This is a genomic window from Massilia sp. ST3 (assembly GCF_018119405.1).
Lineage (GTDB): Bacteria > Pseudomonadota > Gammaproteobacteria > Burkholderiales > Burkholderiaceae_D > Telluria.
The window spans coordinates 26776-43393 of sequence record NZ_JAGPWC010000009.1; the positions used below are offsets into that span (position 1 = coordinate 26776).

At 63.7% G+C, this 16618-nt stretch carries 15 protein-coding genes; 5 read left to right on the forward strand and 10 right to left on the reverse strand.

The window, feature by feature from the left end:
• Nucleotides 1-68 precede the first annotated feature (68 nt).
• The 8 genes from rseP to rpsB all read right to left on the reverse strand — a co-directional run bounded on the left by rseP (nt 69) and on the right by rpsB (nt 7781).
• Complete coding sequence (gene rseP / locus KBW98_RS04700; protein WP_211518977.1) at nt 69-1406, reverse strand: RIP metalloprotease RseP; 1338 nt, start codon at nt 1404-1406, stop codon at nt 69-71.
• Between the two features lie 3 nt (nt 1407-1409).
• A complete protein-coding gene (gene ispC, locus KBW98_RS04705) occupies nt 1410-2585 on the reverse strand; it encodes a 1-deoxy-D-xylulose-5-phosphate reductoisomerase (RefSeq protein ID WP_211518978.1) in 1176 nt (391 codons plus the stop codon).
• 14 nt (nt 2586-2599) lie between these two features.
• Complete coding sequence (locus tag KBW98_RS04710) at nt 2600-3439, reverse strand: phosphatidate cytidylyltransferase (protein ID WP_211518979.1); 840 nt, start codon at nt 3437-3439, stop codon at nt 2600-2602.
• The gene (uppS, locus tag KBW98_RS04715; protein WP_211518980.1) at nt 3439-4191 is read right to left on the reverse strand and encodes a polyprenyl diphosphate synthase; all 753 of its coding nucleotides are present in this window, start codon (nt 4189-4191) and stop codon (nt 3439-3441) included. Before uppS ends, KBW98_RS04710 begins: the two co-directional genes overlap by 1 nt.
• Before the next feature lie 141 nt (nt 4192-4332).
• A complete protein-coding gene (gene frr, locus KBW98_RS04720) occupies nt 4333-4893 on the reverse strand; it encodes a ribosome recycling factor (protein WP_211518981.1) in 561 nt (186 codons plus the stop codon).
• Between the two features lie 43 nt (nt 4894-4936).
• Nucleotides 4937-5653, reverse strand: a complete 717-nt coding sequence (gene pyrH / locus KBW98_RS04725; RefSeq protein ID WP_211518982.1) for a UMP kinase — start codon at nt 5651-5653, stop codon at nt 4937-4939.
• Nucleotides 5654-5974: 321 nt separating this feature from the next.
• The gene (tsf, locus tag KBW98_RS04730) at nt 5975-6883 is read right to left on the reverse strand and encodes a translation elongation factor Ts (RefSeq protein WP_211518983.1); all 909 of its coding nucleotides are present in this window, start codon (nt 6881-6883) and stop codon (nt 5975-5977) included.
• A gap of 148 nt (nt 6884-7031) precedes the next feature.
• Nucleotides 7032-7781, reverse strand: coding sequence for a 30S ribosomal protein S2 (gene rpsB, locus KBW98_RS04735; RefSeq protein ID WP_211518984.1), 750 nt, complete (start codon nt 7779-7781; stop codon nt 7032-7034).
• 314 nt (nt 7782-8095) lie between these two features.
• Between rpsB and map the strand changes: the two genes are divergently transcribed.
• The 4 genes from map (at nt 8096) to KBW98_RS04755 (ending at nt 12690) form a co-directional block, all read left to right on the forward strand.
• Nucleotides 8096-8932: a type I methionyl aminopeptidase gene (map, locus tag KBW98_RS04740; RefSeq protein ID WP_211518985.1), complete on the forward strand. Its 837-nt coding sequence runs from the start codon at nt 8096-8098 to the stop codon at nt 8930-8932.
• 9 nt (nt 8933-8941) lie between these two features.
• Nucleotides 8942-11524: a [protein-PII] uridylyltransferase gene (locus KBW98_RS04745; RefSeq protein WP_211518986.1), complete on the forward strand. Its 2583-nt coding sequence runs from the start codon at nt 8942-8944 to the stop codon at nt 11522-11524.
• 22 nt (nt 11525-11546) lie between these two features.
• On the forward strand, nt 11547-12293 hold the full coding sequence (locus KBW98_RS04750) for a pseudouridine synthase (protein ID WP_211518987.1): 747 nt from the start codon (nt 11547-11549) through the stop codon (nt 12291-12293).
• Nucleotides 12294-12423: 130 nt separating this feature from the next.
• Nucleotides 12424-12690, forward strand: coding sequence for a hypothetical protein (locus KBW98_RS04755; protein ID WP_211518988.1), 267 nt, complete (start codon nt 12424-12426; stop codon nt 12688-12690).
• 51 nt (nt 12691-12741) lie between these two features.
• Here KBW98_RS04755 and KBW98_RS04760 read toward each other — a convergent pair whose 3' ends face one another.
• Together KBW98_RS04760 and KBW98_RS04765 are read right to left on the reverse strand one after the other, a co-directional pair.
• A complete protein-coding gene (locus KBW98_RS04760; RefSeq protein ID WP_211518989.1) occupies nt 12742-13437 on the reverse strand; it encodes a hypothetical protein in 696 nt (231 codons plus the stop codon).
• A 252-nt stretch (nt 13438-13689) separates the two neighbouring features.
• A complete protein-coding gene (locus KBW98_RS04765; RefSeq protein ID WP_211518990.1) occupies nt 13690-15222 on the reverse strand; it encodes a right-handed parallel beta-helix repeat-containing protein in 1533 nt (510 codons plus the stop codon).
• Nucleotides 15223-15523: 301 nt separating this feature from the next.
• Between KBW98_RS04765 and KBW98_RS04770 the strand changes: the two genes are divergently transcribed.
• On the forward strand, nt 15524-16606 hold the full coding sequence (locus tag KBW98_RS04770) for a glycoside hydrolase family 43 protein (RefSeq protein WP_211518991.1): 1083 nt from the start codon (nt 15524-15526) through the stop codon (nt 16604-16606).
• The last annotated feature ends 12 nt before the right edge of the window (nt 16607-16618 follow it).

Genomic DNA, 16618 nt, shown 5'->3' on the forward strand with positions numbered 1-16618 from the left:
CTACGAACACCGTGCGGTAACAGCATTCTTTATTTTGCCGGTGGATTCAGCGCGCATGGGAGCGATCGCTAGAACAGCCGCACCAGGTCATTGAAGACGGCGAGCGCCATCAGCATGAGCAGCAGGCCGACCCCGGCGCGCTGCGCGAATTCTCCGACACGCGCAGGAAGGGGACGCCCGGTCAAAACTTCCAGCGAATAATACAGTAAATGGCCACCATCCAGAACTGGAATTGGTAACAAATTCATTACTCCTAAGCTGATACTAATAAAGGCGATGAACTGCAAATAGCTCACCAGGCCGATACGCGCGGTCTGCCCCGCATAATCGGCGATGGTGATCGGGCCGGTCACGTTCTTCCACGAGGCTTCGCCGGTGATCATCTTGCCGATCATCTTGAGCGTCATGACGCTGGTTTCCCAGGTGCGCGCGGCGCCCTTGGCCACCGCCTCGAAGGGACCGGAGGACACGGTCACCATCTCGGGCGCCTGGGCCACCATCACCTTGATCATGCCGCGGCCACTGGGGTCGCGCTCCGGGGTCAGGCTGAGATTCACCTTGCCCTGCCCGCGCTGGACTTCCAGCGCCAGCGCGCGGCCGGGCGCGGCGCGCACCGCCTCGATGAAGGCGATGCCGTCGGCCATGGCCTGGCCGTCGGCGCGCAGCACCACGTCGCCCGGCTGGAGGCCGGCGCGCTCCCCTGCCCCGCCGGCCAGCACCTTGTCGACCCTAGCCTGCGGACGCCACAGGTCCAGGCCCAATCCGCCGAGCACGTCGCCTTCGACGTCCAGCCTGGCGACGGCGGCGCGCGGGATGGTCGCGCCGTAGGCGCCGCCATGCTGCCCGCGCAGCTCGAGGCGCGCCTCGTGCTTCTCGATGGCCGCCTGCAGCACCTGCCAGCGCAGTTCGGTCCAGGACGCGACCGGGGCGCCGTTCACCGCGACCACCGTATCGCCGCCGCGCACGCCGGCCTGGTAGGCCGCCGAATGCTCGGGCAAGGCGCGCAGGCGCGCCGAGGGTTCCTCGACGCCGTGCATGAAGAGGATGGCCATCAGGCCGATCGCGAGCAGGAAGTTGGCCACGGGGCCGGCGGCCACGATGGCGATGCGGCGCCACACGCTCTGGCGCGTGAACTCGCGGTCCCATTCCGACTCGTCCTTGGGGGCGGTCTCGGGATCGCGGCTGTCGAGCATCTTGACGTAGCCGCCCAGCGGCAGCGCCGACACCGCCCATTCGGTCTGGTCCTTGCCGAAGCGGCGCGACCAGACCACGCGGCCCATGCCGACCGAGAAGCGCAGCACCTTCACGCCGCACCAGCGCGCGACCAGGTAGTGGCCCAGCTCATGGATGATGATGAGAGGACCGAGGGCCAGCACGAAGGCCAGCACCGTCACCAGCAGGTTCATGGCTTATCCCCGCAGGCGCGCGATGGCCTGGTTGGCCGCGGCGCGCGCGCGCGCGTCCTGGGCCAGCACCGCCTCGATCGAGGGCGCCGGGCCGTGCTCCACCTCGTCCATCACTTGGCGGATGACGCGGTCGATGTCGCGGAAACCGATGGCGCGGTCGAGGAAGGCCTGCACCGCCACTTCGTTGGCGGCGTTCAGCAGCGCAGGCGACGTGCCGCCCGCACGCAGGGCGTCGAAGGCCAGCGCCAGGCAGGGAAAGCGTGCGAAATCCGGCCGGTGGAACTGGAGCGCGGCCATGCTGGTCAGGTCCAGCTGGGGCACCCCTGAATCGATCCGCTCCGGGAAGGCCAGCGCATGCGCGATCGGGGTGCGCATGTCAGGGTTGCCCAGCTGGGCCAGCACCGAACCGTCGACATAGGACACCATCGAATGGATCACGCTTTGCGGGTGGATCACGACCTCGATCAGGTCGGCGGGGGCGCCGAACAGCCAGTGGGCCTCGATCACTTCCAGGCCCTTGTTCATCATGGTGGCGGAGTCCACCGAGATCTTGCGGCCCATGACCCAGTTCGGGTGCTTGCAGGCCTCGTCTGGAGTGACGTCGCCGAGGGTCTCGACGGCGCGGTTCAGGAAGGGGCCGCCCGAGGCGGTCAGCAGGATCTTGGCGACGCCGGCCGCTTCGGGCGAGCGGCTGTAGTGCTGGGGCAGCGACTGGAAGATCGCATTGTGCTCGCTGTCGATCGGCAGCAGGGTCGCCTTGTGTTCCTTGACGGCGTCCATGAACAGCTGACCCGACATGACCAGGGCTTCCTTGTTGGCCAGCAGGACCTTCTTGCCGGCGCGCGCGGCGGCCAGGGTGGGCGCCAGGCCGGCGGCGCCGACGATGGCGGCCATCACGGCGTCGACCTCCGCGCTGGAGGCGATGTCGCACAGGGCCTGTTCGCCGTGCTCGACCGAGATGCCGAGGCCGGCGACCAGGCCGGCCAGCTGGGCGGCCGCTTCGGGCGTGCCGACCACGGCGCGCTGCGGACGGTGGACGCGGCAGGCCTGCGCCAGCTCCTCGACGCGGCTGTGGGCGCTGAGCGCGTAGACGCGGTAGCGGTCCGGATGGCGCGCGAGGACGTCGAGGGTCGAGGCGCCGATGGAGCCCGTGGCGCCCAGGATGGTAATGCGTTGCATGATCTTGCTTCCTTCTAGAGCCAGGCGCCGATCAGGGCAGCCAAAGGCAGGACCGGGACGAGCGCGTCGATCCGGTCCAGTACGCCGCCGTGGCCGGGCAGCAGCTTGCTGCTGTCCTTCATGCCGGCGCGGCGCTTGAGCTGGGATTCGAACAGGTCGCCGACCACGCTGGCCGCGACGATGAGGATGAGTACGGCGAACATGCCGAGCCAGCCGAGGCCGGCCTGCACGCGCACCGCGAAGGTGTCGGCGAAAGCCTCGCCGCCGAACAGCACGGTGAGCGTGGCGATGAGCAGCACGGCGATGCAGCCGCCGATGGCGCCTTCCCAGGACTTGCCCGGCGAGATCGACGGCGCCAGCTTGCGCTTGCCGAAGGCCTTGCCCGAGAAGTAGGCGAAGACGTCGGCCGCCCAGACGATGGCCATCACCGACAGCAGGTAGAGCGCGGAGTGCTGGAACATGGTGACGATGGCCGCGAAGCAGGCCACTACCGAGATCGCATAGATCAGGCTGAGCGTGGTGTTGGCGGTGCTGGCCAGCGGCGGCAGGCCGAGCTTGAGCGAGGGCGCGAAGCGCAGCGCCCACAGCAGCACGCCGATGGCGAACCAGAAGGTCGGCGCACTGCCCGAGGGCGCCAGGAAGAAGGCGTAGGCGAAGGCCGCGGTCCAGAACAGGGCGATCAGGGCCGCGCGCTTGGCGCTGGCGGCCGGGTTGAACAGGCGGAAGGCTTCCCAGACCGCCGCGCCGAAGAACAGCGAGGCCACCACCGCGAACGCCGTGAAGTTATTGGAATACAGGACCGGCAGCAGCACTGCCAGCAAAACGAGCGCGGTGAGGATCCGGGTTATCAGCATCAGTTGGTCTTCTTCGCTACTTGTTCGCCGGTCTGGCCGAAGCGGCGCTCGCGCTGCCGGAAGGATGCGATCGCCTCGTCCAGCGCTTCGGGCGAGAAATCGGGCCAGAAGGTCTGGGTGAAGTACAGCTCGGAATACGCGAGCTGCCACAGCAGGAAATTCGAAATGCGTTCCTCGCCGCCGGTACGGATGAACAGGTCGGGCTCGGGGGCGTAGGCCATGGCCAGGTGGGGCGCCAGCATCTCCTCGGTGAACTCGGTGACGCCGGGGTTGGCCTGCACCATCTTGCCCGTTGCCTGCATGATATCCCAGCGGCCGCCATAGTTGGCGCACACGCTGACCGTGAGGCGGGTGTTGTTCGCGGTGCGGCGCTCGGCGGCGGCGATCATGTCCTGCAGCTTGGCGTCGAAACGGCTCAGGTCGCCGACGACCTTGAGGCGGATATTGTTGGCGTGCATCTTCGACACTTCGCGCTCGAGCGCGGTGACGAACAGGCGCATCAGCAGCGAGACTTCCTCGGCCGGACGGCGCCAGTTCTCGGACGAGAACGCGAACAGGGTCAGGTACTCGACGCCGAGTTCGACGCAGTGCTCGACGACGCCGCGCACGGCCTCCACGCCCTTGACGTGGCCTGCGACGCGCGGCAGGAAGCGCTTGGTGGCCCAGCGGCCATTGCCGTCCATGATGATGGCGATATGGCGCGGCACGGACGGCGTATCGGGAACAGCGGTGGTCGAACTTTTGAACATCATTACTTCCAGAGAACTGCGTCCAGAGAGCTGCGATCAGCGGATGACAAATCGCCAGTCGGACAAATTGACAATCATAAGGGACACGGACCGGCCGCGGCAAGCTGCCGGGGCCGGTCCGCTGGAACCGTCATGACGCCGTATTTACACGGTCATGATGTCTTTTTCTTTTTCCTGCAGCAGCTTGTCGATCTCGGCCACGAACTTGTCGGTCAGCTTCTGGATCTCGTCCGACGAGCGGCGCTCGTCGTCTTCCGACGCGGTCTTGTCCTTGACCATCTTCTTGAGCGCCTCGTTGGCGTCGCGGCGGATGTTGCGCACGGCGATCTTGGCGTCTTCGCCCTCGGTCTTGGTCAGCTTGACCATTTCCTTGCGGCGCTCTTCGGTCAGCGGCGGGGTCGGCACGCGGATGGTGTCGCCCTGGGCGGACGGGTTCAGGCCCAGGTCGGAGTCGCGGATCGCCTTCTCGATGGTGTTGGCCATCTTCTTCTCGAACGGCGTTACGCCGATGGTGCGGGCGTCGATCAGGGTCAGGTTGGCGACCTGCGACAGCGGGGTCGGCGAACCGTAGTACTCGACCATGACGGAATCGAGGATGCCGGCGTGGGCGCGGCCGGTACGGACCTTGGCCAGGTTGGCCTTCAGGGTCTCGATGGACTTGGTCATGCGATCCTGGGCGTTCTTCTTGACGTCAGCTAAGGACATGCTGCTCTCCTGTTCTTCTTGATTCGGGTTGTTCAACTAAAACTCAAACGTGTACCAGTGTACCTTCGTCTTCGCCCATGATCACGGCTTTCAGCGCGCCCGGCTTGACGATGGAGAACACCTTGATCGGCAGCTTCTGGTCGCGGCACAGGGCGAATGCCGTGGCATCCATCACCTGCAGGTGCTTGGCGATCGCTTCGTCGAAGGAAATCGACTCGTAGCGGGTGGCGTGCGGATCCTTCTTGGGGTCGGCGCTGTAGACGCCGTCGACCTTGGTTGCCTTGAGGACGATCTCGGCCGAGATTTCCGAACCGCGCAGCGCGGCCGCGGTATCGGTGGTGAAGAAGGGGTTGCCGGTGCCGGCGGCGAACACGACGACCTTGCCCTCTTCCAGGTACTGCAGCGCCTTCGGGCGCACGTAGGGCTCGACCACCTGCTCGATGCTGATGGCGGACATGACGCGCGCGGTGATGCCGACATGGCGCATGGCGTCGGCCAGGGCCAAGGCGTTCATGACGGTGGCCAGCATGCCCATGTAGTCCGCGGTGGCGCGGTCCATGCCCTGGGCGCCCGGGGCCACGCCGCGGAAGATGTTGCCGCCGCCGATCACGACCGCCACCTGCACGCCCAGCTTCGCCACTTCCGCCACGTCCGCCACCATGCGGTCGATGGTCGCGCGGTTGATGCCGAACGCATCGTCGCCCATCAGCGCTTCGCCAGACAGTTTCAGAAGGACTCGTTGGTAGGCTGGTTTTGTCATGATGAAGCGGCTCCTATGTGATGTTTCGAATTCGGTTCCGACCGGCGCTTCGTGGGCGGCGGTCTCATCTGTGGGTGCGACAGATGGCTGGGGGCGCTACGCGTGCTGCGCTGCGGGTTTGCATGCAAACTTGGGTCCCCGCCTGCGCGGGGGTGACGTGCTGCAGGAGCGGGCCAGAGGCGCCATTCCACGAGTCAGCTTTAAGACCGTCACCCCCGCGCAGGCGGGGGACCAAGTTCGCCGCGCCGCCAGCTCACGCCAGCGGCCACGCACACAAACCCTTCCCCCTTAAAAAAACGGGCCTTGCGGCCCGCTTTCACATTACTGCTTGTTAGCAGCCATCTGTGCTGCAACTTCAGCTGCGAAGTCGTCGACCTTCTTCTCGATGCCCTCGCCCACCACGTACATGGTGAATGCCTTCACGGTGGTGTTGGCGGCCTTCAGCATCTGCTCGATCGACTGCTTGTCGTTCTTCACGAACGCCTGGTTCAGCAGCGACACTTCTTTCAGGTACTTCTGCACCGAACCGTCGATACGCTTGGCGACGATCTCGGCCGATTGCGGCTGCTTGCCTTCGGCGACGGCCTTGTCGGCGTCTTCCTTGGCTTTCAGTTCAGCAACCGAACGCTCTTTCTCGATCAGTTCAGCAGGCACTTGCTCCGACGACAGAGCGACCGGCTTCATCGCGGCGATGTGCATCGCCACGTCCTTGCCGACCTGCTCGTCGCCGCCTTCGAACTCGACCATCACGCCGATGCGCGAGCCGTGCAGGTAGGAAGCCAGCTTGCCGGTGGTTTCGAAGCGCTGGAAGCGGCGCACGGTCATATTCTCGCCGATTTTACCGATCAGTGCCGTACGCACGTCGTCGAAGGTCTTGCCTTCGTGTTCGATCTTCGCCAGGGCGTCGACGTCGGCCGGGTTTTTCTCGGCGACCAGGCGGGCTGCCAGGTTGGCCATGGCCAGGAAGTCGTCGTTCTTGGCGACGAAGTCGGTTTCGCTGTTGATTTCGACCAGCGCGCCGACGTTGCCGGCGATGTAAGCCGCCACCACGCCTTCGGCGGTGATGCGCGAGGCTGCCTTCGATGCCTTGCCGCCCAGCTTGACGCGCAGGATCTCTTCCGCGCGCGCCATGTCGCCATCGGCCTCGGTCAGTGCTTTCTTGCACTCCATCATCGGTGCGTCGGTCTTGGAGCGCAGTTCGCCCACCATCGCTGCAGTAATCGCTGCCATGTGTATTCTCCTAAATGTTGGTCCAGTGCACGGATGTCAGCGACACCCGCGCGATATATTTCTGCTAAAACTTTTGCTTAAAAAAAGGGGGGCACGTGGTACGGCTCCCCCTTTCTACTGCAGGCAGGCCGCGCGGCCTGCCGTCAAATTATGCCTGCTCGGAAACTTCGACGAAGTCGTCGCCGCCGGCCTTGACCATCTCAACGACTTCGTTGGTGGCGTTGGCGCGGCCTTCCAGGATCGCATCGGCGACGCCGCGTGCATACAGGGTGATGGCCTTCGACGAGTCGTCGTTACCCGGGATGATGTGGGTAACGCCTTCCGGCGAGTGGTTGGTGTCGACGATGCCGATGACCGGGATGCCCAGCTTGCCGGCTTCGGTCACGGTGCCCTTGTGGTAGCCGACGTCGACGACGAAGATCGCGTCAGGCACGCCGCCCAGGTCCTTGATGCCGCCGATCGACTTCTGCAGCTTGACCAGTTCGCGCGAGAACATCAGCGCTTCTTTCTTCGACATCTTCTCGACCGAACCGTCTTCGATCGCGGCTTCCATGTCCTTCAGGCGCTTGATCGAGGTCTTGATGGTCTTGAAGTTGGTCAGCATGCCGCCCAGCCAGCGCTGGTCGACGTAAGGCACGCCTGCGCGCTGGGCTTCAGCGGCGATGATGTCGCGCGCCTGGCGTTTGGTGCCCACCATCAGGATGGTGCCGCGGTTGGCAGCGATCTGCTTCACCGTCTTCATGGCTTCCTGATACATCCCCATGGTTTTTTCCAGGTTGATGATGTGGATCTTGTTGCGGTGACCGAAGATGAACGGCGCCATTTTCGGGTTCCAGAAACGGGTCTGGTGGCCGAAGTGAACACCGGCTTCCAGCATTTCGCGCATAGTAACGGACATGTAATTCTCCAGGGTTAAGTCTTGAATGCGGCCAGTCACCTTGTCGGCACCCTTTGGCGGCCACACTCGCGATTTCAAGTAAATTCGGTAAAAACAGGACTGTTTTTACAACATTGCTCGATACGAATACGAGCAACCCGAGATTCTAGCCGGATTTGGTCCGTTTTTCAAGCGTGCGCTCACCCTTTCCCTTCCCTTGCCCCTGGAGGGCCGTCACGAGGCTGGGCCACATCCTTTATAATGGAGCGATATCGCCTGGACATGCTTCCGGGCTTCACTGTTTTCAGGACCGATTCCAAGAACCGATTCCATCTATGTCCATTTCCATCAAGACCCCGGAAGAAATCGAAGGCATGCGCCTGGCCGGCCGCCTCGGCGCCGAAGTGCTCGACTACCTCACCCCCTTCGTCAAGCCGGGCGTGAGCACCGGCGAGCTCGACCGCCTGGCCCACGAATACATGCTCAACGTGCAGGGCACCACCCCGGCCCCGCTGAACTACGCCCCGCCGGGCTACACCCCCTACCCGAAGTCGATCTGCACCTCGGTCAACGACGTGATCTGCCACGGCATCCCGGGCGACAAGGTGCTCAAGAACGGCGACGTGCTGAACATCGACGTCACCGTCATCAAGGACGGTTTCCACGGCGACAACAGCCGCATGTTCTACATCGGCGAACCCTCGATCCTGGCGCGCCGCCTGTCGGAAGTGACCTATGAATGCATGTGGCTGGGCATCGCCAAGGTCAGGCCGGGCGCGCACCTGGGCGACATCGGCCACGTGATCCAGCAGCACGCCGAAAAGCACGGCTACAGCGTGGTGCGCGAATTCTGCGGCCACGGCATCGGCCGCGTGTTCCACGAGGAGCCGCAGGTGCTGCATTACGGCCGCCCGGGCACCCTCGACAGGCTCGAAGCGGGCATGATCTTCACCATCGAGCCGATGATCAATGCCGGCCGCCGCGAGATCAAGGAAATGCAGGACGGCTGGACCATCAAGACCAAGGACCGCAGCCTGTCGGCCCAGTGGGAGCACACGGTGCTGGTCACCGAGACCGGCTTCGAGATCCTGACCCAGTCGGCCGGCACCCCGCCGCCGCCCGCCATCGTGCTGCCGCTGATCGGCCAGGCCGCCGCCACCGCGGAAGCCTGAGGAAGCGCCATGGGACAGGCCGCCCAGCTGGATTCCGCGCGCAGCGAACTGCGCCAGCGGCTCAAGGCCGAACGGCAGGCCGTGTTCCAGGCCTTCGACGAGGACGGCAAGCCCGAGAAACTGCTGCGCAACCTGCGCCAGTGCGTCGATGGCGTGCTGGCCGACGCCTGGCGCGCGGCCGGCCTGCCGGCCAGCACCTCGCTGGTGGGCGTGGGCGGCTACGGCCGCGGCGAACTGTTCCCCTATTCCGACGTCGACCTGCTGATCCTGCTGGGGGCCCCGCCCGACGCCATCACCCAGGCGCGCCTGGAGTCCCTGGTCCAATTGCTGTGGGACCTGGGCCTGGAAATCGGCCACAGCATCCGCACGGTGGACGAGTGCCTGGTGGAGTCGGGCGCCGACATCACGGTGCAAACCAGCCTGCTCGAGGCGCGCCTGGTCTGCGGCGACGCCTCCCTGTTCGACGAACTGCAGCGGCGCTACCGCGAAGCGATGGACCCGCAAGCCTTCTTCCAGGCCAAGACGGCCGAGATGCGCCTGCGCCACGCCAAGTACGAATACACGGCCTTCGCGCTCGAGCCCAATGTCAAGGAGAGCCCGGGCGCCCTGCGCGACCTGCAGGTGATCCTGTGGGTGGCCAAGGCCGCCGGCCTGGCCGAGTCCTGGGGCCAGCTGGCCACGCGCGGCCTGATCACGCGCATGGAAGCGCGCCAGCTGATGGAGAAGGAGCGCGCCTTCAAGGACATCCGCATCCGCCTGCACCTGCACACCAGGCGCCGCGAAGACCGCCTGGTGTTCGACGTCCAGACCGCGATCGCGAAGACCTTCGGGCTGAACTCCAGCGGCGACGGCCCCAACGCGCGGCGCGCCAGCGAATACCTGATGCAGCGCTACTACTGGGCGGCCAAGACGGTCACCCAGCTCAACACCATCCTGCTGCAGGACATCGAGGCCCAGCTGTTCCCGCACCCGGTGCATGCGGTGCCGATCAACGGGCGCTTCAACGAGGTCGGCGGCCTGATCGACATCGCGGCCGACGACACCTTCGAGCGCACGCCCTCGAGCGTGCTCGAGATCTTCGTGGCCATGACCGAGCGCCCCGACATCAAGGGCATGACGGCGCGCACCACGCGCGCCCTGTGGCATGCGCGCACCCGGATCGACTCGGCGTTCCGCGCCGACCCGGCCAACCGCGCCCTGTTCCTGCGCATCCTGCAGGCGCCCGTGGGCCTGGTGCACGCGCTGCGCCGCATGAACGAATTCGGCATCCTGGGCCGCTACCTGCCGGCCTTCCGCAAGATCGTCGGGCAGATGCAGCACGACCTGTTCCACGTCTACACGGTCGACCAGCACATCATGATGGTGGTGCGTAACCTGCGCCGCTTCACGATGCCCGAGCATGCCCACGAATACCCTTTCTGCAGCCAGCTGAGCGCGGATTTTCGCGACCGCTGGCTGCTGTACGTGGCCGCCCTGTTCCACGACATCGCCAAGGGCCGCGGCGGCGACCATTCCAAGCTGGGCATGGACGACGCCCGCCAGTTCTGCCGCGCGCACGGCCTCTCCGACGAAGACACCGAACTGGTGGTGTTCCTGGTCGAGCAGCACCTGACCATGTCCCAAGTGGCGCAGAAACAGGATTTATCGGACCCGGACGTGATCGCCGCCTTCGCGGCCCAGGTGCGTGACGAGCGCCACCTGACCGCCCTCTACCTGCTGACCGTGGCCGACATCCGCGGCACCAGTCCCAAGGTATGGAACGCCTGGAAGGGCAAGCTGCTCGAAGACCTGTACAAGGTCACCCTGCGCGTGCTCGGCGGCGAACCCCATTCGGCCGACCGCGAACTGCGCACGCGCCAGAAGGAAGCGCTCGCCACCTTGCGCCTGTTCGGCCTGGCGGCCGACGCCCACGAGCCGCTGTGGCAGCAGCTCGACGTCGCCTACTTCCTGCGCCACGACGCCTCGGACATCGCCTGGCAGACCCGTGCCCTGCACGACAAGGTCGACAGCGCCAAGCCGGTGGTGCGGGCGCGCCTGGCGCCGATCGGCGAGGGCCTGCAGGTGGCGGTCTACCTCAAGGACCAGCCCGACCTGTTCGCGCGCATCTGCAGCTACTTCGACCGCAAGAACTTCAGCATCCTGGACGCCAAGATCCACACCACGCGGCACGGCTATGCGCTGGACAGCTTCCTGGTCACGGCCGAGGGCTTCGAAGGCAGCTACCGCGACATCATCAGCCTGATCGAGCACGAGCTGTGCGCCCTCCTCCTCAGCCAGGAAGCGCTGCCGCCGCTGGCGCGCGGACGCCTGTCGCGCATGTCGCGCAGCTTCCCGATCACGCCGACCGTCGACGTGCGGCCGGACGAGCGCGGCCAGTTCCACGTGCTGTCGATCGCCGCCAACGACCGCGTCGGCCTGCTGTACGCGATCGCCAGCGTACTGCAGCGCTACCGCATCAACCTGCACACCGCCAAGATCATGACCCTGGGCGAGCGCGTCGAGGACGTATTCCTGATCGACGGCGCCGCCCTGAACAACCCGCGCATCCAGGTCCAGCTCGAGACCGACCTGCTGGACGCGCTCAAGATTTAATCTTTTTTTTCAGTTCCGACCAATGACCGAACCGCTCCGCCTCTCCAAACGTATGTCCGAACTCGGCCTGTGCTCGCGCCGCGAAGCCGATGAATGGATCGCCAAGGGCTGGGTGCGGGTGGACGGCAAAGTGGTGTCCGAACTGGGCAGCAAGGTGCTGCCCTCCCAGCGCATCACCGTCGAGCGCCAGGCCGCCGCCGAGCAGTCCAAGCGCGTCACGGTCCTGATCAACAAGCCGGTCGGCTACGTCAGCGGCCAGGCCGAGGACGGCTACCAGCCGGCCGTCACCCTGGTCAAGCCGGAGAACCGCTGGGCGGACGATCCCTCGACCGACCAGTTCCATCCCACCCAGCTGCGCAGCCTGGTGCCGGCCGGCCGCCTGGACATCGATTCGGTGGGCCTGCTGGTGCTGACCCAGGACGGCCGCATCGCCAAGCAGCTGATCGGCCAGGATACGGCTATCGAGAAGGAATACCTGGTGCGGGTGCAGTACACCAGGCCGGGCACGCTGCCGGACGCCGATTTGAAGAAGCTGAACCACGGCCTGTGGATGGATGGCAAGCCGCTGCTGCCGGCCAAGGTGCGCTGGCAGAACGACGACCAGCTCAGCTTCACCCTCAAGGAAGGCCGCAAGCGCCAGATCCGCCGCATGTGCGACATGGTCGGGCTGAAGGTGATCGGGCTGAAGCGGGTGCGAATCGGCAAGGTCAAGCTGGGCGATTTGCCGCAGGGGCAGTGGCGGTATTTGCGGCCGGACGAGCAGTTCTGAATGTGCGGCTGTAGGCGACAGTAGGCTTCGATGCATGCGCTTGGCCGGGTGGTTTCAGATCAATAGCCGACACTGCATTGAAACTTCGACAGCCAAGCATTCGATACTGTCGCCATAAGGAAAATAGCCGATGACAGGACTTTCGCCCCGGTTTCCCATCAGCGTGACTTGGGACGATGGCGATATCTGGGAATTCAACGACCTCAGACAAGCGGCGAATACTCTGGAATTCTTTGACAGCAATGACAAAGCATCTGCCACGGTCGTCGATGCGGATGGACGGCCTGTCCGGATCGTCGTTCAAGAACTGGAAATCCTGAAATTTGCCTGGAAGACGGGGCCAGTGAAGGATTCCCTTGCTAGCAAGCGGTGCGCGTCGCTTGGTGACGCGCGGTAATTTTGTTGAACAGCGTCTGCAGCACTCTCCCTTAGATGGTAAAAGCACGCGTCACCTTGCGGCGCCTCGAAGCTCGTCGCTGAGCAATGCGCGCTGAGCTTCAAGATCGTTGATCCGACTGACAATCAGCGGAGCCAACTCCTTAGGGAATTCGGAATCCTCCCCCAACTCAATCGGATTTGCAGATAGAGTATTGACTGCCCTGAGCGCTTTGTAGGCGGCGACATGTCGTTGATAGTGATTGATTGCGTCCATCAACTTCGTAGGATCATATGTCTCGCGACCGTTTTTTATGAGGGCTAGATTTTGATCGATGATCTTGATCGCTTCTTCATGGTTTGGAATCAGAATGGACTTTTCCACGTAATTTGAAAATTCCGGAGAAGTTTTTTCCCGCGCTTCAAGTGAAAGCTGGCCTGCCAGCGTCCAAACCGCTGAATCTTTTTCCAGCCTGAGTCTTAAAGGGTAGTAAAGATCCGAAAGCTGTTTGTCGATAAAATTTCGGTCAACACGCAATTGCTCCTGGCGGCCGGCGGCTGTGGACTTGCTTCTTTCAAGAGATGCATTCGTCAAGAAGGAGAGGATGATTGCAAGGATGGGCACCACGATCGATAGCTGCGCCCAGCGCTTGGCACGTTGTTCAGCCCGATCAATCGCCTGATCGCGAATTTTCTGATAAGCAAATTTTTCTTTCTCCAAAGCAAACTTTTTAGATTCTAACGGATCACCTTCGTCGGAGTTTTCCACGGCACATTCTCCATAGCCAATTGACGCCTAGAAGACATTGCGAACGGAGTCGCGCTTCGCGAATTCACCCAAGACGGATACTACTTCGCCAAAGAGCGGACGACTGCGATCGGTGCAAGCCGACCGCTATGTCCAGGCCGCCGATGTCAACGCCGGCATGGCTGCGGGCTTCATCGCCAGTTGGCGCGGCGCCGAATGGTCGCAAGTCTTGCTGTGGGCCGGACGGTCATTTCGCCGGGCGCAGCAAGCCTCCTAGACACTCCCGACGATCGTAATGTTCTCATCCGTGCCGTCGGTATAGACCCCCATTTGCGTGCTTCCCGAGAAGGTGTTTTTCGAAACGATGGTCGGGCTGCCGTAGACGTAAGCCAGCGCGATATGCGCCTGGAACTGGCTGGGCGTCTTTCCACCGCTGCGCCGGCCCAGGACCGAGAAGCTGCAGTTCGAATCCATCTTGTTGGAGTCAATCGTGTGGCCCCCGGTGTCGGTCCACTTGGCCCGATCGCCGCCGCCATACACCTGGATCCCGTTCCCCTCGTTGTTCGAGATGATGTTCCCATACACCGAACACTTGCTGGTCCCATCGTCCACGCCGATGCCGATGCCTTCCGAACCGTTGTCCAGCGGGCCGCCATAGTTGAAGTTGAACCGGCAGGTGTTGTAGCGGATCGTGTGCCCGGAGACGGCGCCCTGCCCGTCCGCGGAGGACAGCTCGATGCCGCGCCCGTAATAGGTCGTGGTCAAGGTCCCGCCGTTGTAATTGCAGGTGTTCCGCTCGATGATGTAGGACTTGGCAAGGCCGCTGATATGAATGCCGAAGTTCATGTTCTTGCTGCAGTTGTTGTTGCCCACGTAGCTGCGGTCTCCACCGTTGATGAAGATACCGGTCAGCATGCCGGTGACGGTATTCTTGTCCAGCGTGGCAGCCTGTCCCTGGACCAGGTAGATGCCGATTGCCCTGCGGTTCGGGTTGACATCGACTCCGGGTGGCGGAGACACGCTGTTCCCGCGAATGACGAGGCGCGTGATGAAGGCGGCGCTGTTGTAGGTTTCACAGCGGATGCCATGCGATGCCACCGTCCCGCCGCCGCGGTGGCGGACAACATTGTTCAGCAAGCGGATGTCGTCCATATTCGTGTTCCCGGCGACCAGGATCCCCTGGTTGCCGAAGCTCGGACCGTTCCTGATAACGTCGAGCACGCAGCCGGAGACGGTCGCGCCGTTTTTTTCGAAGATGTACACGCCGGCGCAATTCGAGCTCACATTGCAGTTCTCGAAAACGCAGTAATTGCCCAGCCAGATGATCGCCGCATCGCTCGCCTCCGGCAAGGCGCTGTTCCGGATGTCGAGGTGGCGGTAGGTGACAAAATCGCGCTCCTGCTTGTAGACCGCGATCGACGCCCCGCTGGCCGGCGTGGTGGGCGCCGGCGGCAGGATGATGATGGGTTTTGGCTTGGACGTATCGTCGCCGCCGTTGGACTTGGAATACGCGCCAATGGTGATGCGTTTCAACGCGGTGCCGCTCGCCGCTACCTGGAATACCCCCGAATACGTGGTGCCGCGTTTTTGCAGGTAGGTATGGCCAGGCGCCCAGGTCACGCTGGTCCATGAGCGGAACGGGTTGGCAAGCGTTCCGTCACCCGGGCCCGCGACGCTCGGGTCGATGTAATGCACGTTCACGCTGCGTCCGCTCTGGGCCCGTGCGAACTTCGGAACCACTGCCGCCGCGCAGGCGGAGACACCCGCACCCGAGGCAATCCGAAGGAAGTCTCTTCTCTTGGTCATCACGGTTCCCTCAATCAGGTTTTGACAAACATGGAGAATGTTCTGTCTGTCTGCCTGACGATGCTACGCTTTGCGGTAACAGGGCTGCAACTACTAGCTGTTAAAACCACTGAGCTGTGGCAAGGCAGAGTTGTGACGGCGCCAATTCCACCATCAAGTAAGTCCTTGGATCAATCGGGATGATCGAAGTCGTACGGCCGCTACCACGAGAAGCTGATTGCTTGCCGAGAAAAAAGTGATGATATTCTTGAAGCGTTTCTGCACCACGCAGCTGGCATGAACCCTTCGCGGAGTACCAGTCATGAACAGAAAGTCCGTCCTTGTTGCACGAGCCCTGGCGCTTGCCCTCTCCGGCCTCGCCGCCATGCCCGCGCAGGCGGCCAATCCGGTCGTGCCCGGCTGGTACGCCGACCCGGAAATCCGCATCTTCGGCAATAGCTACTGGATCTATCCCACCTACTCGGACGATTTCGGCAAGCCCGACCGGTCCCGCTCCTTTACTGCCGGGCAGCAGCGCATGCGGGCGCAGTCGGAGCTGATCTGGGAACCCTACCTGAAGCAGACCTTCATCAACGCGTTTTCGTCCCCCGACCTGGTGAGCTGGACCAAGCACGAGCACGTGCTCGACGTCGAGAACGTGGCCTGGGCAGCCTATGCGGTCTGGGCGCCGTCGGCCATCGAACACCAGGGCAAGTACTACCTGTTCTTCGGGGCCAACGACATCAAGAGCGACGGGCAGACCGGCGGCATCGGCGTCGCGGTCAGCGACCGTCCCGAAGGCCCGTTCAAGGATGCGCTCGGGCGCCCCTTGATCGACAAGATCCATCACGGCGCCCAGCCGATCGACCAGATGGTCTTCAAGGACGACGATGGCCAGCTCTACCTGTACTACGGCGGGTGGAAGCATGCGAATGTGGTCAAGCTGGCGCCCGACCTGCTGAGCCTTGTCCCCTTCCCCGACGGCGCCACCTTCAGGGAAATCACGCCCGATCCCGCCTATGTGGAAGGCTCCTTCATGGTCAAGCGCAAGGGCGTGTATTACCTGATGTGGTCGGAAGGAGAATGGACGGGGCCGGACTACCGCGTCGCCTATGCGATGGGCAAGTCGCCGACCGGCCCGTTCAAGCGCGCCGGAACCATCCTGGGCCAGGACCGCAAGATCGCCAAGGGCGCGGGGCACCATTCGGTGGTCAACATCCCCGGCACCGACGACTGGTATATCGCCTACCATCGCCGCCCGCTGAACGACACCAACGGCCATCACCGCGAGACGGCGATCGAACGCTTGTACTTCGAGGAGGACGGCAGCATCCGGCCCGTGGCCATGACCACCGCGGGGGTGGACCCGCGGCCCTTGTCGCCGGCGCCAGGGCGCGCCAAGTGAGAATAAAAAAAT